Raw genomic sequence first — 19,597 nt, forward strand, 5'->3', positions numbered from 1 at the left:
AGGTGACATGGGCGTGGGCCTAGCGTCCGGCGAACGCGTTCCGCAGCCGGGAGAACAGTCCCCCGCTGGCAGCGGACGCGGTGTCGACCAACTCGAGATGCTCCGACGTCGCGACCTGTCGGTACTCCTTGAGCTTCTGGGCCTGCTTGCCGTCGAGCTTGGTCGGGACGACGACGTCGAGGTGGACGTGGACGGTCCCGCGGACCCCGGTGTGCAGGTGCGGCATGCCCTGACCGCGGATCTTGGTCACCTGACCGGGCTGGGTCCCCGGCTCGACGGTCACCATGGCGTGCCCGCCGAGAACGGTGTCGATCTCGAGCGAGGCACCGAGTGCGGCGTCGACCATCGGCACGCGGACGGTGCAGTGCAGGTCGTCGCCGTCACGGACGAACACGTCGTGCGGCTTCTGGACGACCTCGACGTACAGGTCACCAGCGGGTCCGCCGCCGGGGCCGACCTCACCCTGTCCCTGCAGACGGACACGCATGCCCTCGCCGACGCCGGCGGGGATCTTCACGGTCATCGTGCGGCGCGAGCGGACGCGTCCGTCGCCCGCGCACTTGCGGCAGGGGTCGGGGATGGTCTGGCCGGTGCCACCACAGGTGGGGCACGGGCGCGAGGTCATGACCTGACCGAGGAACGAACGCTGCACCGACTGGATCTCGCCTGCGCCCTTACAGGTGTCGCAGTTGACCGGCTTGCTGCCGTCGTGGCCGCCGGAGCCCTTGCACACATCGCACAGCACGGCGGTGTCGACGGTGACCTCGTTGGAGACCCCGGCCGCGCATTCGTCGAGGTCGAGCTGCATGCGCAGCAGGGCGTCGGAGCCGGGCTGGACGCGGCCGCGCGGACCACGTCCGCCGCCGGCGCCACCGCCGAAGAAGGCCTCGAACACGTCGCCGAGTCCGCCGCTGCCGCCGAACCCGCCACCGCCGAAGCCACCGGATCCTGCCGAGGCCAGCGGGTCTCCCCCGGCGTCGACGATGCGACGCTTCTCCGGGTCGGAGAGCACCTCATAGGCGGTCGACACCTCGGAGAACCGCTGCTGGGCGGCCTCGTCGGGGTTGACGTCCGGGTGCAGTTCGCGGGCCAACTTGCGGTAGGCGCGCTTGATCTCCGAGTCGCTGGATCCGGGGGCGACGCCCAGGATTCCGTAATAGTCACGTGCCACTGCGCAGCAATGTCCTTCACTAGATCGAAACGTGGTGGGTGCACCGGGTCGTCGGCGACCGGCGGTGCCGGGTCGGCGCGATGGCGCCGCGAACGCAGATCAGCGTTCGGCGAGCACCTCGCCGACGTATCTGGCAACGGCTGCGACCGACGCGATGGTTCCCGGATAGTCCATCCGGGTGGGCCCCAACACGCCCAGACCACCGAAAACAGTGCCCGGGGCACCGTACCCCGTGGACACGACGGCCGCGCCACGCAGGTTCTCGGTGCGGGTCTCCTCACCGATCTGGACCGTCACCGTGCCCGGCAGCTGGGTGGCGGCGAGGAGTTTGAGCACGACCACCTGCTCCTCGAGGGCTTCGAGAACCGAGTCCATCGAACCCGAGATGGGCGCGAAGTCGGCCGCCGCGCGGGCGAGGTTCGACGTACCGCCGAGGACGAGCCTGTCGTCGGTGCGTTCGACGAGTGTCTCCACCAGCACGGTCGCGATGCGGATGACCGCCTGCCGCAGGTCGTCGGGTGCGGCGTTGGCGATCTCGGCGACCGCGTGCGACGCGATCTCCATCCGCTGTCCGTGCAGCGCCGCGGAGAACATGTCCCGCAGCCGCATGATGTCGTTGTCGTCGAGCTCCTGGCTGGCGTCGACCATCCGCTGTTCGACGCGGCCGGTGTCGGTGATGACCACCAGCAGCAGCCGGGCCGGGGCCAGGGCGACGATCTCGAGGTGTCGCACGGTGGCCGACGACAGCACCGGGTACTGGATGACGGCAACCTGACGGGTGAGCTGCGCCAACAGTCGCACCGACCGTCGCAGCACGTCGTCGAGATCGACGCCGGAGTCGAGGAAGCTCAGGATGGCGCGACGCTCGACCGACGACAGCGGTTTGACCTCGGAGATCCGGTCGACGAACAGTCGGTAGCCCTTGTCGGTGGGTACGCGGCCGGAACTGGTGTGCGGCTGGGCGATGTAGCCCTCCGCCTCCAGGACGGCCATGTCGTTGCGGATGGTCGCGCTGGACACGCCGAGGTGGTGGCGGTCGACGAGGGCCTTCGACCCGATCGGCTCCTGGGTGGCGACGTAGTCGGTGACGATCGCACGCAGGACCTCGAACCGCCTTTCGTCGGTACTCGACACGAAGCGTTCACCTCCTCCGGCGTGGGCGTCGGCACCGACACGGGCACCGATCTGTGGTCTGTCTGTCGAGTTTACGTAGCCGTCACCGCGGGCGTCGCCGACGTGGCCGTGGCCGGGACCACCGAGGTCACCGCACCAGCCGCTGCGGGGCGGCTACGGTGGACCGATCCCGGCCGCGGAGGACGTTTCGCCGACGCCGTCTCCAGACAACAGGGGGGCAAGTGATCTTCAAAGGTGTCCGGAACGGCAAGCCGTATCCCGACCACGGGCTGTCGATGCGCGACTGGGCGCAGATCCCGCCCCGCCAGTTCCGGCTCGACCAACTCACGACGGTGACGACGGCCCTGGCCCTGGACAAGCTGCTGTCGGAGGACTCGACCTTCTACGGCGACCTGTTCGCCCACGCCGTGCGGTGGCAGGGCGAGATGTACCTCGAGGACGGGCTGCACCGCGCGGTCCGGTCGGCCCTGCGCAACCGGCACGTCATCCACGCCCGGCTGCTCGACCTCGACGCCATGGCGGGGTCGATCGTCGAGGCCGCGCCGTCGGACTCGGTGACGACCGCCCCGATCCCCACTAGTCCACCAGCAGCTGACGAATCACCCCGTCAGCGAGCAGACGCCCACGGTTGGACAGAACCACCCGATCGTCGCGCAGCACGGTGAGTCCCGCGTCGGTGGTGACCACCGCCTGGGCCCGTTCGTCCGGATCCAGTTCGCTCAGTGGCAGTCCCACGCTGCGCCGCAGTGCGAGCATCACCCGCTCGGTGTGCTGATCGGCCATCGTCAATTCCTCCACCATCGCGACGGGCAGCTCGCCGTCGCGTAGCGAGACCGCGTAGCGCCCCGGGTGTTTCGCGTTCGACCACCGCACGCCGGCGACGTGGGAATGGGCGCCGGGGCCCGCACCCCACCAGTCCGAGCTGTCCCAGTAGGCGAGGTTGTGCCGGCACTGCGCGGTCGGGTCCCCCGCGCGCGCCCAGTTCGAGACCTCGTACCAGTCGAGTCCCGACGCCGACAGCTTGTCGTCGATCATCTCGTATCGGTCGGCCAGCACGTCGTCGTCGGGCGCGGGCAGCTCACCGCGCCGGACGCGGCGCGCCAGGGCCGTGCCGTCCTCGACGATCAAGGCGTAGGCGGAGACGTGGTCGACGCCCGCGCCGACGACCGCGTCGAGGGTGCGGGCCAGATCGTCGTCGGTCTCCCCCGGGGTGCCGTAGATGAGGTCGAGGTTGACGTGCGCGAAGCCGGCCGCCGTCGCCTCCCGCGCGGCGGCCACGGCGCGACCGGGCGTGTGCGTCCGGTCCAGCGTCGCGAGCACGTGGGGCGCGGCCGACTGCATCCCCAACGACACCCGCGTGAACCCGGCCGCCATCAGTCCGTCGAAGAACTCCGGGGAGGTCGACTCCGGATTCGACTCGGTGGTGATCTCGGCGTCGGGGGTGAGGTCGAAATGCCTGCGGACTGCATCGAGGAGCGCCGCGAGCCCGTCGGCCCCGAGCAGCGACGGGGTGCCGCCGCCGACGAACACCGTCGACACCGCCCGCACCGGGGTCAGACGGTCTGCGGCGATCGCGAGTTCCGCCTCCAGCGCGACGTGCCACTGCTCCGGCGACGAGTCGGCCCCGAGTTCACCGGCGGTATAGGTGTTGAAGTCGCAGTATCCGCAGCGCGTCGCGCAGAACGGAACGTGGAGGTAGAGCCCCAACGGGGTCGTCGGGTCGCTGCTCGGGAGCACGAGTGGCTGGTGCTGCGCAACGGTCATCCCACGATCATCCATCCTGGGCCGCCGGGAGCCGATATCGCCGGGGAATGATCGTCGCCACCACGCGGTTGGTCAGGGGTACGGCACCGGACGCGGGAACATCTGACCGTGATTGTGCTCACGATGATTCAAAGTTATCGCAAGTAGACGCAGTGAGGGAGGCCGTGGCAATATGGGCGACGTGATTTTCCCAGGGGTGTGGCTTGCCGAGCGGCGCCACATAGACCTCAAGCGCGTCTGCAGCGCTTTCTGTCTCTTCTGACCGCGCTCCGCAGCAGAAGAGTCTCTTTTTCCACCTCCTCCGGCGCTGCCCGCGCGGTCGTCTCATGCCCTCATCTCGATCGCATCGCGAGCCGCCAGCCCCGGCTCGCACGACCGGAACGCACCAAGCGAACCGGCACCAGTCCGTAGGAGCACCACGCATGACCTCGACGCCCGACACGGAGGCACTCGACACGGGGGCACCCGACGCGGAGGCGGCGCCCCGTCCCGCCCGCCGCCCGCGGCCCGCCAAGCGCCGCGCTGAAGGACAGTGGAAGCTCGGGTATCGCGAGCCGCTGAACCCCAACGAGCAGGCGAAGAAGGACGACAACCCGCTCAACGTCCGCGCCCGCATCGAGAACATCTACTCCAAGCGCGGATTCGACTCGATCGACAAGCAGGATCTGCGCGGCCGGATGCGCTGGTGGGGGCTCTACACCCAGCGTGCGCAGGGCTACGACGGCACGTGGACCGGAGACGAGAACCTCGACCTGCTCGAGGACAACCACTTCATGATGCGGGTCCGTTGCGACAAGGGCGCGCTCACCGCGGAGCAGCTCCGCACGATCGGTGAGATCTCCACCGAGTTCGCCCGCGACACCGCCGACCTCTCCGACCGCGAGAACGTCCAGTACCACTGGATCCGCATCGAGGACGTCCCCACGATCTGGGAACGCCTCGAGGGCGTCGGACTCAAGACCACCGAGGCCTGCGGCGACTGCCCGCGCGTCGTGCTCGGGTCGCCGCTGGCTGGCGAGGCGATCGACGAGGTCCTCGACCCGACACCGGCGATCGACGAGATCGTCCGTCGCTACGTCGGCGACCCGTCGCTGTCGAACCTGCCCCGCAAGTTCAAGACGGCCATCTCCGGACTCCAGGACGTCGCCCACGAGGTCAACGACATCGCCTTCATCGGCGTCGAGCACCCCGAGCACGGTCCGGGACTCGACCTCTGGGTCGGCGGCGGCCTGTCGACGAACCCGATGCTGGCGCAGCGCGTGGGCGCGTGGATCCCGCTCGACGAGGTCCCCGATGTCTGGGAGGCCGTCTGCACCCTGTTCCGCGACTACGGCTACCGACGTCTACGCGCCAAGGCGCGGTTGAAGTTCCTGCTCAAGGACTGGGGCATGGAGAAGTTCCGCCAGGTCCTCGAGGACGAGTACCTCGGCCGGAAGTTCATCGACGGGCCCGCACCCACCCCGCTGACCGAACCGCGTGACCACGTGGGCGTGCAGCGGTTGAAGAACGGTCTGAACTCGGTCGGCTTCGCCGCCATCGCCGGCCGCGTGTCCGGAACCGCGCTGACCGCGGTCGCCGCGGCGGCGCAGCGTGCCGGGTCCGACCGCATCCGGTTCACCCCGTACCAGAAGCTGGTCATCCTCGACGTCGCCGACGACAAGATCGACACCCTGATCGACGAGTTGGCGGCGCACGGTCTCGACGGTCGCCCGTCGCGGTGGCGTCGCAACCTGATCGCCTGCTCGGGCATCGAGTTCTGCAAGCTCTCGTTCACCGAGACCCGCAAGCGCTCACAGCGACTGGTGCCCGAACTCGAAGAGCGGCTCGCCGACATCAACTCCCAGCTCGACGTTCCGATCACCATCAACATCAACGGCTGCCCGAACTCGTGCGCCCGCGCACAGATCGCCGACATCGGCTTCAAGGGACAGCTGATCGAGGACGCCGACGGCAACCACGTCGAGGGTTTCCAGGTGCATCTGGGCGGCACGCTGGGTCAGGACGCCGCGTTCGGTCGCAAACTCCGTCAGCACAAGGTCGGAACCGAGGAACTCGGCGACTACATCGACCGCGTCGTCCGCAACTTCGTCAAGCACCGCGACAGCGGTGAACGCTTCGCGCAGTGGACACTTCGCGCGCAGGAGGAGGATCTACGGTGAGTACGGCAGTGCGCATGGAGGCGCATCTACGGGACCTGGTCGATGCGGGCAACCGCGATCTGGGTCCGGACGCGACACCGCAGCAGTTGCTCAGGTGGACCGCGGAGAACTTCGGCACCGACTTCGTCGTCGCGTCGAACATGCAGGACGCGGCCCTCGTCGACCTCGCCGTCGACGCGATCGACCCGGCGTCGATCGACAACGAGAAGCTCAAGGTGCTCTTCCTCGACACCGGCTACCACTTCGCCGAGACCCTCGGGACCCGCGACGCGGTCGAGCAGGTCTACGGCGTCGAGATCGTCAACGTCACGCCGGAGCAGACGGTCGGCGAGCAGGATCAGCTGTTGGGCCGCAACCTGTTCGCGTCGAACCCCGCCGAGTGCTGCCGGCTGCGCAAGGTGGTCCCGCTACAGCGTGAACTGGGTCGCTTCTCCGCATGGGTCACCGGCATCCGTCGTGTCGAGTCCCCCACCCGCGCCGACGCGCCGTTGATCTCGTTCGACGAGGGCTTCGGCCTGGTGAAGATCAATCCGATCGCAGCGTGGACCGACGAGCAGATGCAGGACTACATCGACAGCCGCGGCGTCCTGGTCAATCCCCTTGTCGATGAGGGATATCCGTCCATCGGGTGCGAGCCCTGCACCGTCAAGCCGGCACCGGGTGCCGATCCGCGCAGCGGCCGTTGGGCCGGGCGCTCCAAGACAGAATGCGGGTTGCACGCCTCATGACCATCGAACAGTCGAACGTCGTCGGGACCACACCACCCGCGGGGGTGACCGACGAGTCGGAGTACAGCACCCTCGACGCCCTGGAGTCCGAGGCCATCCACATCTTCCGCGAGGTGGCAGGCGAGTTCGAGCGCCCGGTCATCCTGTTCTCCGGCGGCAAGGACTCCACGGTCCTGCTGCACGTGGCGATCAAGGCGTTCTGGCCGGCGCCGATCCCGTTCTCGCTCCTGCACGTCGACACCGGACACAACCTGCCCGAGGTGTTGGCGTTCCGCGACGAGGTGGTCGCCCGGCACAACCTGCGCCTGCACGTCGCGAGCGTCGAGGACTACCTCGCCGACGGTCGTCTGACCGAGCGACCCGACGGTGTCCGCAACCCCCTGCAGACCGTTCCGCTGCTCGACGCGATCAACGAACATCGCTTCGATGCGGTGTTCGGCGGTGGACGTCGCGACGAGGAGCGCTCGCGCGCCAAGGAGCGGATCTTCTCGCTGCGCAACGCCTTCGGCCAGTGGGATCCCAAGCGCCAGCGTCCGGAACTGTGGAATCTGTACAACGGCAAGCACGCCCCCGGTGAGCACGTCCGCGTCTTCCCGCTCTCGAACTGGACCGAGCTCGACGTGTGGCGCTACATCGCCCGCGAACAGGTGTTGCTCCCCGCCATCTACTACGCGCACCAGCGGGACGTGTACGAGCGCGACGGCATGTGGATGACCCCCGGACCGTGGGGCGGACCCCGTGATGGTGAGGAGATCCAGCGACTCTCGGTGCGATACCGCACCGTCGGTGACGGTTCCACCACCGGCGCGGTCCTGTCCGACGCCGCCGACAACGACGCGGTCCTCGCCGAGGTCGCCGCATCGCGTCTCACCGAGCGTGGCGCCACCCGCGGTGACGACCGGGTGTCGGAGGCGGCCATGGAGGACCGCAAGCGCGAGGGCTACTTCTGATGAGCGCCCGCACCCCGATGAACGCCACTGGTGAGATGAACGGACGCAACCGATGACCGCAGGACCCGACCTTCTCCGCATCGCCACCGCGGGCAGCGTCGACGACGGCAAGTCGACCCTGGTCGGTCGGCTGCTGTTCGACACGAAATCCGTTCTCGCCGACCAGATCGACGCGGTCACCCGCGCCTCGGTCGACAAGGGCCTCGACACCCCCGACCTGTCGCTGCTCGTCGACGGGCTGCGCGCCGAGCGCGAGCAGGGCATCACCATCGACGTGGCCTACCGGTACTTCGCGACGCCGCGACGGTCGTTCGTCCTCGCCGACACGCCCGGCCACGTCCAGTACACCCGCAACACGGTCTCCGGCGCGTCGACGGCGTCGCTGGTCATCCTGCTCGTCGACGCCCGTACCGGTGTGGTCGCCCAGACCCGCAGGCACGCCGCGGTGATGGCCCTGCTGGGTGTGCCGCAGCTGGTGTTGGCGGTCAACAAGATCGACCTCGTCGACGACGCGGAGTCGGTGTTCGCCGACATCAGCGCCACGTTTGCCGACCTGACCCGCACGCTGGGCTGGTCCGACGAGCAGGTGCAGGCCATCCCGGTGTCGGCCCTGCGTGGCGACAACGTCGCGACGCGCTCGGAACTCACCCCGTTCTACGACGGCCCCACCCTCATCGAGCACCTGGAGACGGTGCCCAACGTCGCCGATCGCGCCCCCGTCGGGTTCCGCTTCCCGGTGCAGTACGTGATCCGGCCGCGCACCGCCGAGTACCCGGACTACCGCGGCTACGCGGGCCAGGTCGCCGCCGGTCGCGTCGAGGTCGGCGACGACGTCGTGGTCCTCCCCTCCGGGATCCGCACGACGGTCGCGGGCATCGACACCGCCGACGGCTCGCTCGAGTCGGCGCACACCGGTCGCAGCGTCACCGTGCTGCTCGCCGACGACATCGACATCTCGCGTGGCGACGTCATCGCTGCGGCCCACGATGCACCGGAACCGATCTCGAACTTCACCGCCACCGTGTGCTGGTTGGGCGACAAGCCGCTGCTCCCCGGCGCCCGACTCCTCCTCAAGCACGGCGCGTTCACCACGCCCGCAATCGTCGGAGGCGTGGACACGCTGTTCGACGAGCAGGAACTGTCCCTGCGGGACGCCCCGGATCGTCTGGAGCTCAACCAGATCGGCCGGATCTCGGTGCAGACCGCGCAGCCCGTCAGCGCTGACGACTATCTGGTGAGCCGCGAGTCGGGCAGCTTCCTGCTGATCGACCCGCAGGGCGGCAACACCCTGGGCGCCGGCCTCGTCGGTGACGCGCTCGCCCCGCTGCACCTGTCCGAACTGGTATGACCCCGACGCTGGTCCTCGCGGCGCACGGAAGTCGTGATCCCCGCTTCGTGGTCACCGCGGAGCGGGTGCGCGACGCCGTTGCCGTCGCGTTGCCCGGCGTGCGGGTCGAATTGGCCTACCTCGACCTGAACGAGCCGACGGTCGCCGATGCGTTGGGTGCCGCGACCGGCTCGCACGTCGTGGTGGTCCCGCTGTTGTTCTCCACCGCGTTCCACGCCACGGTCGATCTGCCGGCGATCATCGACGCCTTCCGTGCCGGGCACCGCCACGTCGCGGTCACCCAGACGGCGACGCTCGGGGGCGACCACCGGCTGATCGGCGCCCTGACGGATCGTCTGGCGGACATCGCGATCCGCTCCGACGACGGGGTGATCGTCTGCGCGGTCGGCAGTCGCGATCCGGCCTCCGACAACGAGCTGAACGCCGTGGCCCACCAACTCTCGAAGCGACTCGGCGGCACCGCCGCGCGTCCGCTGTTCGCGACACGGCTGGGCGCCGACGGGGTGAACCTGCGAACCGCGATCGAGGCGGTGACGGCGGCGGGAGCGCGACGCGTCGTGCTCAGCCCGTACTTCCTGTCCGCGGGAACCCTCACCGATCGCGTGGAGAACGCGCTGGACGCAATGGCGCCCGACTCCGCGGTGGCCGGGCCGATCGGACCGCACCCCGGACTCGTCGCGATCATCTGCGACCGCTATCGCACCGCCTTGTCTCAGCCGGCGATGGCAGGCACGCGCGTGGCGCGCACGTAGACCTCGTCACCCTCGGACAGCGACAGCGCCTCGGCGTCACCGCGGGTGATCTGGGCGTGGAACTCGTCGCCGGTGGCCGCGTTCGACAGCTCGACACGGACCTCGAAGCCGAGATGAACCACGCGGTGCACCCTGGCCTTGAGCACGCCGGTCTCGGCGCTGGCCTGATCGGCGCTCGACAGCGCCAGGTCGGGCGTGCGTCCGACGCGGATGTCGTGGGGACGGACCAGCGATCCGTTGAGCTTGGCCACCGAGCCGAGGAACGACATCACGAACTCGTTCTGCGGGCGGTCGTACAGGTCGTCGGGACTGCCGACCTGCTCGATGCGTCCCTTGTTGAGCACGGCGATCCGGTCGGCGACGTCGAGCGCCTCCTGCTGGTCGTGGGTGACCAGCACCGTGGTCACGTGGACCTCGTCGTGCAGCCGCCGCAACCACTTCCGCAGGTCCTCGCGCACCTTGGCGTCGAGAGCACCGAACGGCTCGTCGAGCAGCAACACCTTCGGGTCGACGGCGAGAGCACGGGCCAACGCCATGCGCTGTCGCTGGCCACCGGACAGCTGCGCCGGGTAACGCGTCTGGAATCCGGTCAGTCCGACGACGTCGAGCAGCTCGTCGACCTTCTTCGCGACCTCGGCCTTGGGGCGCTTGCGGATCTTCAGGCCGAACGCGACGTTCTCGCGCACGGTCATGTGCTTGAACGCGGCGTAGTGCTGGAACACGAACCCGATGTCGCGATTCTGCGGCGACACCCTGGTGACGTCGTCACCGTTGATGTAGACGGTGCCGGAGTCGAGCTGGTCGAGCCCGGCGATGGAACGCAGCAGCGTGGACTTGCCCGAACCCGACGGACCGAGCAGCGCCGTCAACGATCCGGACGGGATCTCCAGCGACACGTCGTCGAGGGCCGCGAAGTCGCCGTAGCGCTTGTTGGCACCGGAAACAGAAATCGTCATCGTGCAAACTCCTTGTCACCGGTTGTGGTGTCGATCGGAAGGGTGTCGTCGGTCGGGTCGGGGGTGTCGTCGCTCGTGCGGCGTGCGCTGCGGGTGACCCGACCCACCGCACCCCGTCGTTCGATGAGGGTCATGGCGAGCAGGACGAGCAGTGCGATGAACATCAGCAGGGTCGCCGCCGCGTAGGCACCGAACTCGTTGTAGTCGTCGGTGTAGCGCGACGACACCAACAGCGTCAGGGTCTGCGAGATGCCGGGGAACCCGGACGAGACGATGATGACCGCGCCGTATTCGCCGAGGCTGCGCGCCACCGTGAGCACCACGCCGTAGGTCAGGCCCCAGCGGATCGCCGGGAGCGTGATGCGCCGGAACGTCTGCCAACCGCCCGCGCCCAGGGTGGCCGCGGCCTCCTCCTGTTCGGTCCCGATCTCCCGGAGCACCGGTTCGACCTCACGGACGACGAACGGCAGGGTCACGAAGATGGTCGCGAGGACCATGCCCGGCAGCCCGAAGATCACCCGGAAGCCCAGGCTCTCGATGCCGCCGAACCAGCCGCCGTATCCCCACAGCAGGATCAGCGACACACCGACCACGACCGGCGAGACCGCGAACGGCAGGTCGATGATGGCCTGCACGATGCCGCGGCCGCGGAATCGGCCGCGCACCAGCGCGATGGCCGTCGCGACACCGAAGATGACGTTGAGCGGCACGACGATGACGACGATGAGCAGGCTCAGTTGCAGCGCCGAGATCGCCGCCGGGGTCGTGATCCAGTCCCAGAACTGGCCGAGACCGTGTTCGAAGGAGCGCCAGAAGATCAACGCGACCGGCACGACGAGCAGCACGAACAGGTAGAGCAACGCGACGATGCGCAGACCGTATTTCGAGCCCGGTGACAGTTTCACGTGTCCGCTCCCTCACGCTTGGCCGACCGTCGTCCGACGATGCGCAGCACCAGCAGGACGACGAAGGCGATGAGCAGCAGCACGACCGACACCGCGGAGGCGTCGATGGGCTTGTCGACCTCGAGCTGCTGCTGGATGTACTGCGACGCGACCTGGGTCTCGCCGGGGATGTTGCCGCCGATGAGCACGACCGAGCCGAACTCGCCGATGGCGCGGGTGAAGGCCAACCCGGCGCCGGTGAGGATCGCCGGGGCCAGCGACGGCACGATGATCCGCCACCAGATGGTGAGGTTGGACGCACCGAGCGATGCCGCGGCCTCCTCGACCTCACGGTCGACCTCGATCAGGACGGGCTGCACCTGGCGCACCACGAACGGCAGCGTCACGAAGGCCAGCGCGATCACCAGTGCCGGTTTGGTCGCGTTGAGCTCGATGTCGATGGGGCTGTTGGGCCCGTAGAGCGAGAGCAGCACCAGGCTCGCGACGATCGTCGGCAGCGCGAACGGGAGGTCGATGAGCGCGTTGACGATCCGCTTGCCCGGGAACTCGTCCCTGACGAGGACCCACGCCACGAGCGTGCCCATGACGACGTTCACCAGTGCGACGACCACCGACACCAACACCGTGGTCTGGATGGCCCCGACCGCGTTGTCGGCGGTGACGGCATCGGCGAACCCGCTCCAGCCGTCCTCGAACGACTTCGCCGTGATGGCGGCCAACGGCAGCAGCACGATGACCGTGAGCCAGAGTCCGGCCACCCCGATGCCCAGCGGCCCACCGCCGACGATCCGGCGGCCTCCCGCGAGCCTCGGTGGTGGTGCGGCGGATACCGGTTCGACCTGCACCGACGTCATGACTTGCCTCCTGCGTCGTAGATCCTGCTGATCGCGCCCTTTGTCCCGAAGAGCGCGGAGTCGACCGCTTTCCAGCCGGTCAGGTCCTTGCCCTTGTTCTTGGCCGCGGTTCCCTTCCCCAGCACCTTGCCGAGGTCGGAGATCGTCCACAGCTTGTCGATGGTCCCGGGAAACAAGTTCTTCGTGGCCGCGATGACGTCGGGTTTGACCGGGCGGAAGCCCTGCTCGGCCCAGATCCGCTGTCCCTCATCGGTGAAGAGGTAGTCGACGAACGCGTTCGCGGCGGCCTTGTCGTCGCTGGTGTTGACCACGGCCACCGGGTTCTCGATCTTGAACGTCGTCGGCGGGATCACGTAGTCGACCCGCTGCGACTGCGGTGCGGTGTTGTTCTTGCGCGACAGCATGATCGCTTCGTTCTCGTAGCTGATCAGCACGTCGCCCTGGCCCTGCTCGAAGGTCGTGGTCGCCTCGCGACCCGACTTCGGGTTGACCCGGATGTGATCGCGCAGCAACGAGGTGACGTAGGAGAGGCCCGCTTTCGGGTTCGCACCGCCGTTGCTCTCGGCCGCATAGGGGGCCAGCAGGTTCCACTTCGCCGAGCCCGAGCTGCCGGGGTTGGGGGTGATCACCTCGACGCCCGGCTTGAGCAGATCGTCCCAGTTGTGGATGTTCTTCGGGTTGCCCTGCCGGACCACCAGTGCCACAACCGATCCGAACGGGGTGCTGTTGTACGGGGCGTGCTGGGACTTCCAGTCCTTGTCGATGACCCCCGCGGTGACGAGGCGGGTGATGTCGGGCTCGACGGAGAAGTTGACGACATCGGCGGGCACGCGGCGGGCGACCTTGCGGGACTGGTCACCGGAGGCGCCGTAGGACTGCGAGAAGCCGATGTCCTTGCCCGCTTCGGTCTCCCGGAACGCCGGGATGATCTTGTCGAAGCCGGGCTTGGGGGTGGCGTAGGCGATGAGGTTCACGTGCCGCGAACCGCTGGAGATGTTCTCCCCGCCCGGGGTGTCGGTGGACCCGCCCGCGCACGCCGCGACGGTGGCCGCCACGACGAACATCGACGCCACCGCTCTCGACAGGCGGGCGGCCGACGACGGGAGTCGTCGGTCGGCCGGGGCCCGGCGTGATGCCGGGACTCGATGGACGAACATGGGGCAACCCCTTGTCTGGTGCGTGCAGTGAGGACGTTCGAGAGTTCGAGATGGGGCGAGGGGCGCGCATGGCGACGCCCCGGATGCGTCAGCGACAGAAAATGTCTGCGACGCAGCGATATTCCACCGCGATCAGGGACAACCGGTATCGCACCTGGTAGCCGTTGAGTTCGAACACAGGCGGAAGATTATCACCGGGGCCGGGTGGCCTCCGGTACCGATGTTTGCTCTGCTGAGCAGGGCTAACGGGTGGCGAGCCAGGCGACGAGCACGAGCACGAGCAGCGCGATCAGGGCGATGGTGACGCGGGAGCGCGGCATGTCAGTGGTCCTTGCTCGTGTGGTCACTCGGCCGCAACCGGTCGAACAGGTTCGACACACCGTTGACCAGTGCGTTCAGGACGATTGCGGCCACGATCGCCAGCGGGATGACCACGGCCAGCGACACCAACAGCTGCGGCAGGAACGACAAACCGGTGAGCCACGCCTCCACACCGTCCCACCAGGTCCGCAATCCGTTCACGCGCCCAGCCTAGCCTGCGCGATTTTATTCACGATGATCTGAAGTCCGCCCCGGCCGACGGGTGTCCGCTGTCCTCGGGCCGCCGTCGGCGATGACCGGACGCGCCGCGTACGTGTGGCGCGTCATGGCACCGCTCACCCATGATGGACCGATGACAACCCCCTCAGCGGACGGCGTCGCGACGGCGTACGCCGCCGGCGGAGCCCATGCCGGCTCGTTCGATCCCGACGTCAGCGCGTTCACCCCGGCCACGGCCACGCGCAACGCGTTTCCGCCGATCGACGACTACGCCTTCCTGTCCGACTGCGAGACCAACTGTCTGATCGCCCGCAACGGCGCGGTCGAGTGGATGTGCGTCCCGAGGCCGGACTCCCCGAGCATCTTCGGCGCGATCCTCGACCGGTCCGCGGGGCACTTCAAACTCGCGCCCTACGGCGTCAACGTGCCGGTCGACCGCCGCTACCTGCCGGGCAGTCTGATGGTCGAGACCACCTGGCAGACCGACACCGGCTGGATCGTGGTCCGCGACGCTTTGGTCATGGGGCCGTGGCACGACATCGAGACCCGCTCACGCACCCACCGCCGCACCCCGACCGACTGGGACGCCGAGCACATCCTGCTGCGCACCGTGAAGTGCGTCAGCGGCACCGTCGAGGTCGCGATGAGCTGTGAGCCCGCCTTCGACTACCACCGTGGGTCCACCACCTGGGAGTACTCGGGCCCTGCCTACTCGGAGGCGATCGCGACCGCGACCGACACCACCCACCCGGTGCCGACGCTGAAGCTGACCACCAACCTCAAGCTGGGCCTCGAGGGCCGCGAGGCGCGCGCCCGGTCACGGCTGACCGAGGGTGACAACCGCTTCATCGCGTTGAGCTGGTCGGCACAGCCTGCTCCGCAGAACTGGGAGGAGGCGGCGCAGAAGATGTGGTCGACGTCGGAATCCTGGCGTCAGTGGATCAACGTCGGCTCGTTCCCCGACCACCCGTGGCGCGGTCATCTGCAGCGCAGCGCACTGACCCTCAAGGGTCTGACCTACTCCCCCACCGGCGCACTGTTGGCCGCCGCGACCACGTCGCTGCCCGAGACACCGGGCGGAGAACGCAACTGGGATTACCGCTACGCGTGGGTGCGCGACTCGACCTTCGCGCTGTGGGGGCTCTACACCCTCGGCCTCGACCGGGAGGCCGACGACTTCTTCTCGTTCATCGCCGACGTGTCCGGGGTGACCAACGGCGAGCACCACCCGCTGCAGGTCATGTACGGCGTCGGCGGCGAACGCACCCTGGACGAGGAGGAGTTGCACCACCTCTCCGGCTACGACGGCGCACGACCGGTGCGTATCGGCAACGGCGCGTACAACCAGGCGCAGCACGACATCTGGGGCACCATGCTCGACTCGGTGTACCTGAACATGAAGTCCAACGACACGATCCCCGAGACGCTGTGGCCGGTGCTCAAGGCGCAGGTCGAGGAGGCGATCAAGCATTGGAAGAAGCCCGACCGCGGGATTTGGGAGGTGCGCGGCGAACCGCAGCACTTCACCTCGTCGAAGGTGATGTGCTGGATCGCGCTGGACCGCGGCGCGAAACTGGCCACCATGCACGGCGAGAAGTCGTACGCCACGACGTGGGCCGGTATCGCCGACGAGATCAAGGCCGATGTCCTCGAGCACGGAGTCAACGACAAGGGCGTGTTCACCCAGCGATACGGCAGTGACGCCCTCGACGCGTCGCTGCTGCTGGTCCCGCTCCTGCGGTTCCTGCCGTCCGACGACGAGCGGGTACGCAACACCGTCCTCGCGATCGCCGACGACCTGACCGAGAACGGGTTGGTGCTGCGCTACCGGGTCGAGGAGACCGACGACGGTCTGTCCGGCGAGGAGGGCACGTTCACCATCTGTTCGTTCTGGTTGGTGTCCGCGCTCGTCGAGATCGGCGAGCTCGCCCGCGCCAAGCAGTTGTGTGAGCGGCTGCTCAACTACTCCAGTCCGCTCAAGCTCTACGCCGAGGAGATCGACGCCAAGACCGGCCGCCACCTCGGCAACTTCCCGCAGGCGTTCACGCACCTCGCGCTGATCAACGCCGTCATGCACGTCATCCGCGCCGAGGAGGCCAGCGCGCACAGCACGTTCGTGCCCGCCAACCACTGACGGACGTCGCGGCCGACGAGCCGCGGTCAGGTGGTCAGGTGGTCAGTCCAGACGCCAGGACTCGTAGGCGGCCGGATCGCCGATGGGTTCGAGGTGGATCGTCACGTGCAGGTGGTCCAGCGATCCGACGAGGTCGGTCTCGACCTGTTCGACGAGGTCGTGGCCGCGCTGAACGCTCCACTCCCCGGGCACGAGCATGTGCAGCTGCAGGAAACGCTCGTGTCCCGACTCGCGGGTGCGGATGTCGTGGAAGTCGATGTCGGGGCTGCGGTACCGCTCGAGTACCGCGTCGACGCGCCCGCGGTCGTCGTCGGGCAGAGCCGTGTCCATCAGGCCCGCACCGGATTCCCAGACCAGCCGTCCGCCGACGACGAGGATGTTGACCGCGACGGCGATGGCGATCAGCGGATCCAACGGCAGCCAGCCGGTGAGCGCGACCAGCAGCACACCGACCACGACGCCTGCAGTCGTCCAGACGTCGGTGAGCAGGTGCTTTCCGTCGGCCTCCAGCGACAACGACCGGTGCCGACGACCGATCCGCAACAGCAGCACCCCGACGCCGCCGTTGATGGCCGTGGCGATCAGTGAGATCACCAATCCCAGACCGACGGAGTCGAGTTCGGACGGGTTGAACAGACGTTCGGTCGCGGCCACGATGATGATGCCCGCAGCGATCACGATCATCACGCCCTCGAACACCGCGGAGAAGTACTCGGCCTTGGTGTGCCCGAAGTTGTGGTCGTCGTCGGCCGGGCGTGCCGCGACGCGCAGCGCGATGAACGCACCCACCGCGGCGACGACGTTGACCATCGACTCGGCCGCGTCGGAGAGCAGGCCCACCGACCCCGACACCCGCCAGGCGATGATCTTCAGGGTGATGACGACGACCGACGCGACGATGCTGATCAGCGCGTATCGGGACAGGTCTTCGCGGGCGGGGGTGGTCACCCGATCATCCTGCCCAACCGCGCGCGACCGGTGCACACCGACCGTGTCGGAACGGTTCAGCCCGCGGTGGCGACGAGCCCCTTGCGTGCCAGCAACGGCTCGATCTCCGCGCTCCGTCCGATCAGTTCGGCATGTGCGGCAATGGGATCGACGCTGTCGCCGCGGGACAGGGTGGCGTCGGCGAACCGCTGTCCGTTGGCGCGGGTGAGACCGCCGTTGGCGAGGAACCACTGCTCGGTCTCCGCGTCGAGCACCTCCGACCAGATGTAGGAGTAGTAACCGGCCGAGTAGCCACCGCCGAAGATGTGGTTGAAGTAGGCGCTGCGGTAGCGCGGTGGGATGAGGTCGCTGGCGACACCGGCGGACGCGAGCGCACGGGCCTCGAAGGCCTCGACATCGGTGATCTCGTCGTCGGCGGTGATGCGGTGCCACTCGAGGTCGAGAACCGCCGCGGCGAGGTATTCGATGGTGCTGTGCGCGGATTCGACCGAGGTGGCCTCCCGCGCGGCCTCGGCGAGTTCGGCGGGGATGGCCGCCCCGGTCTCGTGATGCCGGGCGTAACCGGACAGAACGGTCGGGTGCAGCGCCCACATCTCGTTGACCTGGGACGGGAACTCGACGAAATCACGCGGGACGTTGGTGCCCGACTGCGACGGGTACCGAACCGCCGAGAGCATCCCGTGCAGTGCGTGTCCGAACTCGTGGAACAGCGTGGTGAGCTGGTCGAACGAGAGCAGACACGGCGAACCGTGCTGCGGCTTGGTCAGATTGAGCACGTTGACCACGATCGGGTGGGTGACCAGCAGCTGCGACTGGTCGACGATGTTGTTCATCCACGCGCCACCCCGCTTGCTGGGCCGCGCGAAGAAGTCACCGAGGAACAACCCCACCGACACCCCGTCGGCGTCGAACACCTCCCACGTACGAACGTCGGGGTGATAGGTCGGCAGCTCCGGGCGTTCGACCATCCGCAGCCCGTAGAGCTGTCGCGCCGCAGCGAACACCCCGTCGGTCAGGACGCGGTCGAGTTCGCAGTAGTCGGCGAAGTCGTCGAGCGACACCGCCGAGTTCTGTCGCTGCTCCACCGCGAGGCGATGGGTGATGTCCGACGGCGCGATCGGGTCGGATCCCGATCCGTGCAGGCGCGTCAGTTCCCGTCCACCCGCGCGCATCGCGGCGGCGACCAGTTCGGACAGGAACGACTGCACCGCATCGGCGTCCGGAGCGGTCTGCTCGGCGATGACGAACTCGGCGTGGTTGCGGTAGCCCAGCAGGCGGGCGCTGCGGGCGCGCAGGGCGGTGATCTCCAGGATCATCGCGCGGGTGTCGAATTCGTTGCCGCGCGAGCACCGGTTCACCGACGCCTCGAACACCCGCCTGCGGGTCTCCGGATTCGTGAGCGAGGCCAGCGCCGACTGACTGGTCGGCAGATCCAGTGACAGCAACAGTTTCCCGTCGTGGCCCGCCTCGGTCGCCGCGTCCGCGGCCGCCGAGATCGCCGACGCCGACAGTCCGTCGAGGGCGGCGGCGTCGTCGACGAGCACCGCGCTGGCGTTGCTGTCGTCGAGCACGTACTGCGAGAAGGTCGTCGTCAACGTCGACAGACGTGCCGAGATCTCCCGCATCTGCCGCTGTCCGTCGTCGTCGAGGGCCGCGCCGGCACGGACCGCGTCGCGAAAACGCCGCTCCAACAACCGCAGTGACGGCTCATCGAGTCCCAGTGAGTCGCGTGTGCGGTACAACGTGTCGATGCGCGCGAACAGGGCGCCGTGCAACGCGATGGTGTTGCCGTGTTCGGTCAGCCGCGGCGCGAGTTTCTGCGCGATGGCGTTGCGGGCCGGATTGGTGTCCGGCCCCACGAGATTGAAGAACACGCCCGCCGCCTGCGCGAGACCACGGCCGGTCTGCTCCAACGCCTCGATGGTGTTGGCGAACGTCGGCGGCCGGGTGTCGGCCGCGATCGCCTCCACCTCGCGCAGATGATCGGCCATCGCGATGTCGAACGCGGGCACGAAGTCGTCGTCGGAGATGGACGGGAAGTCGGGCAGTCCGTGGATGTGGGGGCTCGGCGCGAGCACCGGGTTGATCGGCATGCCC

Annotated in this window: 17 protein-coding genes; 7 read left to right on the forward strand and 10 right to left on the reverse strand. The window is 68.4% G+C overall.

The features are described from left to right. Positions 1–19: 19 nt before the first annotated feature. Positions 20–1,171: a molecular chaperone DnaJ gene (gene dnaJ, locus LX13_RS14850; protein WP_253662094.1), complete on the reverse strand. Its 1,152-nt coding sequence runs from the start codon at positions 1,169–1,171 to the stop codon at positions 20–22. Between the two features lie 99 nt (positions 1,172–1,270). Beyond that, positions 1,271–2,305: a heat-inducible transcriptional repressor HrcA gene (gene hrcA, locus LX13_RS14855; protein ID WP_188490006.1), complete on the reverse strand. Its 1,035-nt coding sequence runs from the start codon at positions 2,303–2,305 to the stop codon at positions 1,271–1,273. Between the two features lie 221 nt (positions 2,306–2,526). On the opposite strand from hrcA, the gene LX13_RS14860 reads away from it, so the two are divergent. After that, positions 2,527–2,970: a type II toxin-antitoxin system VapB family antitoxin gene (locus LX13_RS14860; protein ID WP_253662095.1), complete on the forward strand. Its 444-nt coding sequence runs from the start codon at positions 2,527–2,529 to the stop codon at positions 2,968–2,970. On the opposite strand, the gene hemW is transcribed toward LX13_RS14860, so the two are convergent. Further along, positions 2,882–4,069 carry a radical SAM family heme chaperone HemW gene (gene hemW / locus LX13_RS14865; RefSeq protein ID WP_253662096.1) on the reverse strand — a complete coding sequence of 396 codons (1,188 nt, stop codon included), beginning with the start codon at positions 4,067–4,069 and terminating at the stop codon, positions 2,882–2,884. The two genes, LX13_RS14860 and hemW, sit on opposite strands and share 89 nt — an antisense overlap. A gap of 422 nt (positions 4,070–4,491) precedes the next feature. Here hemW and LX13_RS14870 point away from each other — a divergent pair, with 422 nt between their 5' ends. From LX13_RS14870 to LX13_RS14890, 5 genes are read left to right on the forward strand one after another with little or no spacing between them, the layout of a single operon-like run. Beyond that, the gene (locus LX13_RS14870) at positions 4,492–6,228 is read left to right on the forward strand and encodes a nitrite/sulfite reductase (protein WP_253662097.1); all 1,737 of its coding nucleotides are present in this window, start codon (positions 4,492–4,494) and stop codon (positions 6,226–6,228) included. A 14-nt stretch (positions 6,229–6,242) separates the two neighbouring features. Further along, a complete protein-coding gene (locus LX13_RS14875; protein ID WP_253662770.1) occupies positions 6,243–6,956 on the forward strand; it encodes a phosphoadenylyl-sulfate reductase in 714 nt (237 codons plus the stop codon). After that, complete coding sequence (gene cysD / locus LX13_RS14880; protein ID WP_253662098.1) at positions 6,953–7,906, forward strand: sulfate adenylyltransferase subunit CysD; 954 nt, start codon at positions 6,953–6,955, stop codon at positions 7,904–7,906. Before LX13_RS14875 ends, cysD begins: the two co-directional genes overlap by 4 nt. A 52-nt stretch (positions 7,907–7,958) precedes the next feature. Beyond that, positions 7,959–9,254: a sulfate adenylyltransferase subunit 1 gene (locus LX13_RS14885; RefSeq protein ID WP_253662099.1), complete on the forward strand. Its 1,296-nt coding sequence runs from the start codon at positions 7,959–7,961 to the stop codon at positions 9,252–9,254. Next, positions 9,251–10,006 carry a sirohydrochlorin chelatase gene (locus tag LX13_RS14890; protein WP_253662100.1) on the forward strand — a complete coding sequence of 252 codons (756 nt, stop codon included), beginning with the start codon at positions 9,251–9,253 and terminating at the stop codon, positions 10,004–10,006. The genes LX13_RS14885 and LX13_RS14890 overlap by 4 nt, the downstream gene beginning before the upstream one ends. On the opposite strand, the gene LX13_RS14895 is transcribed toward LX13_RS14890, so the two are convergent. The 5 genes from LX13_RS14895 to LX13_RS14915 form a co-directional block, all read right to left on the reverse strand. Then, a complete protein-coding gene (locus LX13_RS14895) occupies positions 9,967–10,962 on the reverse strand; it encodes a sulfate/molybdate ABC transporter ATP-binding protein (RefSeq protein ID WP_253662101.1) in 996 nt (331 codons plus the stop codon). The genes LX13_RS14890 and LX13_RS14895 overlap by 40 nt on opposite strands. Further along, on the reverse strand, positions 10,959–11,867 hold the full coding sequence (gene cysW / locus LX13_RS14900; protein ID WP_253662102.1) for a sulfate ABC transporter permease subunit CysW: 909 nt from the start codon (positions 11,865–11,867) through the stop codon (positions 10,959–10,961). The genes LX13_RS14895 and cysW overlap by 4 nt, the downstream gene beginning before the upstream one ends. After that, positions 11,864–12,721: a sulfate ABC transporter permease subunit CysT gene (cysT, locus tag LX13_RS14905; RefSeq protein ID WP_253662103.1), complete on the reverse strand. Its 858-nt coding sequence runs from the start codon at positions 12,719–12,721 to the stop codon at positions 11,864–11,866. Before cysT ends, cysW begins: the two co-directional genes overlap by 4 nt. Continuing rightward, positions 12,718–13,785, reverse strand: coding sequence for a sulfate ABC transporter substrate-binding protein (locus LX13_RS14910; protein ID WP_253662771.1), 1,068 nt, complete (start codon positions 13,783–13,785; stop codon positions 12,718–12,720). The genes cysT and LX13_RS14910 overlap by 4 nt, the downstream gene beginning before the upstream one ends. Before the next feature lie 414 nt (positions 13,786–14,199). Continuing rightward, positions 14,200–14,400 carry a hypothetical protein gene (locus LX13_RS14915; protein WP_253662104.1) on the reverse strand — a complete coding sequence of 67 codons (201 nt, stop codon included), beginning with the start codon at positions 14,398–14,400 and terminating at the stop codon, positions 14,200–14,202. Positions 14,401–14,551: 151 nt separating this feature from the next. Here LX13_RS14915 and LX13_RS14920 point away from each other — a divergent pair, with 151 nt between their 5' ends. Beyond that, the gene (locus tag LX13_RS14920; RefSeq protein ID WP_253662105.1) at positions 14,552–16,552 is read left to right on the forward strand and encodes a glycoside hydrolase family 15 protein; all 2,001 of its coding nucleotides are present in this window, start codon (positions 14,552–14,554) and stop codon (positions 16,550–16,552) included. A gap of 42 nt (positions 16,553–16,594) precedes the next feature. Here LX13_RS14920 and LX13_RS14925 read toward each other — a convergent pair whose 3' ends face one another. Next, positions 16,595–17,500: a cation diffusion facilitator family transporter gene (locus tag LX13_RS14925; RefSeq protein WP_253662106.1), complete on the reverse strand. Its 906-nt coding sequence runs from the start codon at positions 17,498–17,500 to the stop codon at positions 16,595–16,597. 56 nt (positions 17,501–17,556) lie between these two features. Beyond that, positions 17,557–19,593, reverse strand: coding sequence for a M3 family metallopeptidase (locus LX13_RS14930; protein ID WP_253662107.1), 2,037 nt, complete (start codon positions 19,591–19,593; stop codon positions 17,557–17,559). Positions 19,594–19,597: the final 4 nt, after the last annotated feature.

Origin of the sequence: Williamsia maris (assembly GCF_024171815.1) — a bacterium.
Taxonomy (GTDB): Bacteria; Actinomycetota; Actinomycetes; order Mycobacteriales; family Mycobacteriaceae; genus Williamsia_A; species Williamsia_A maris.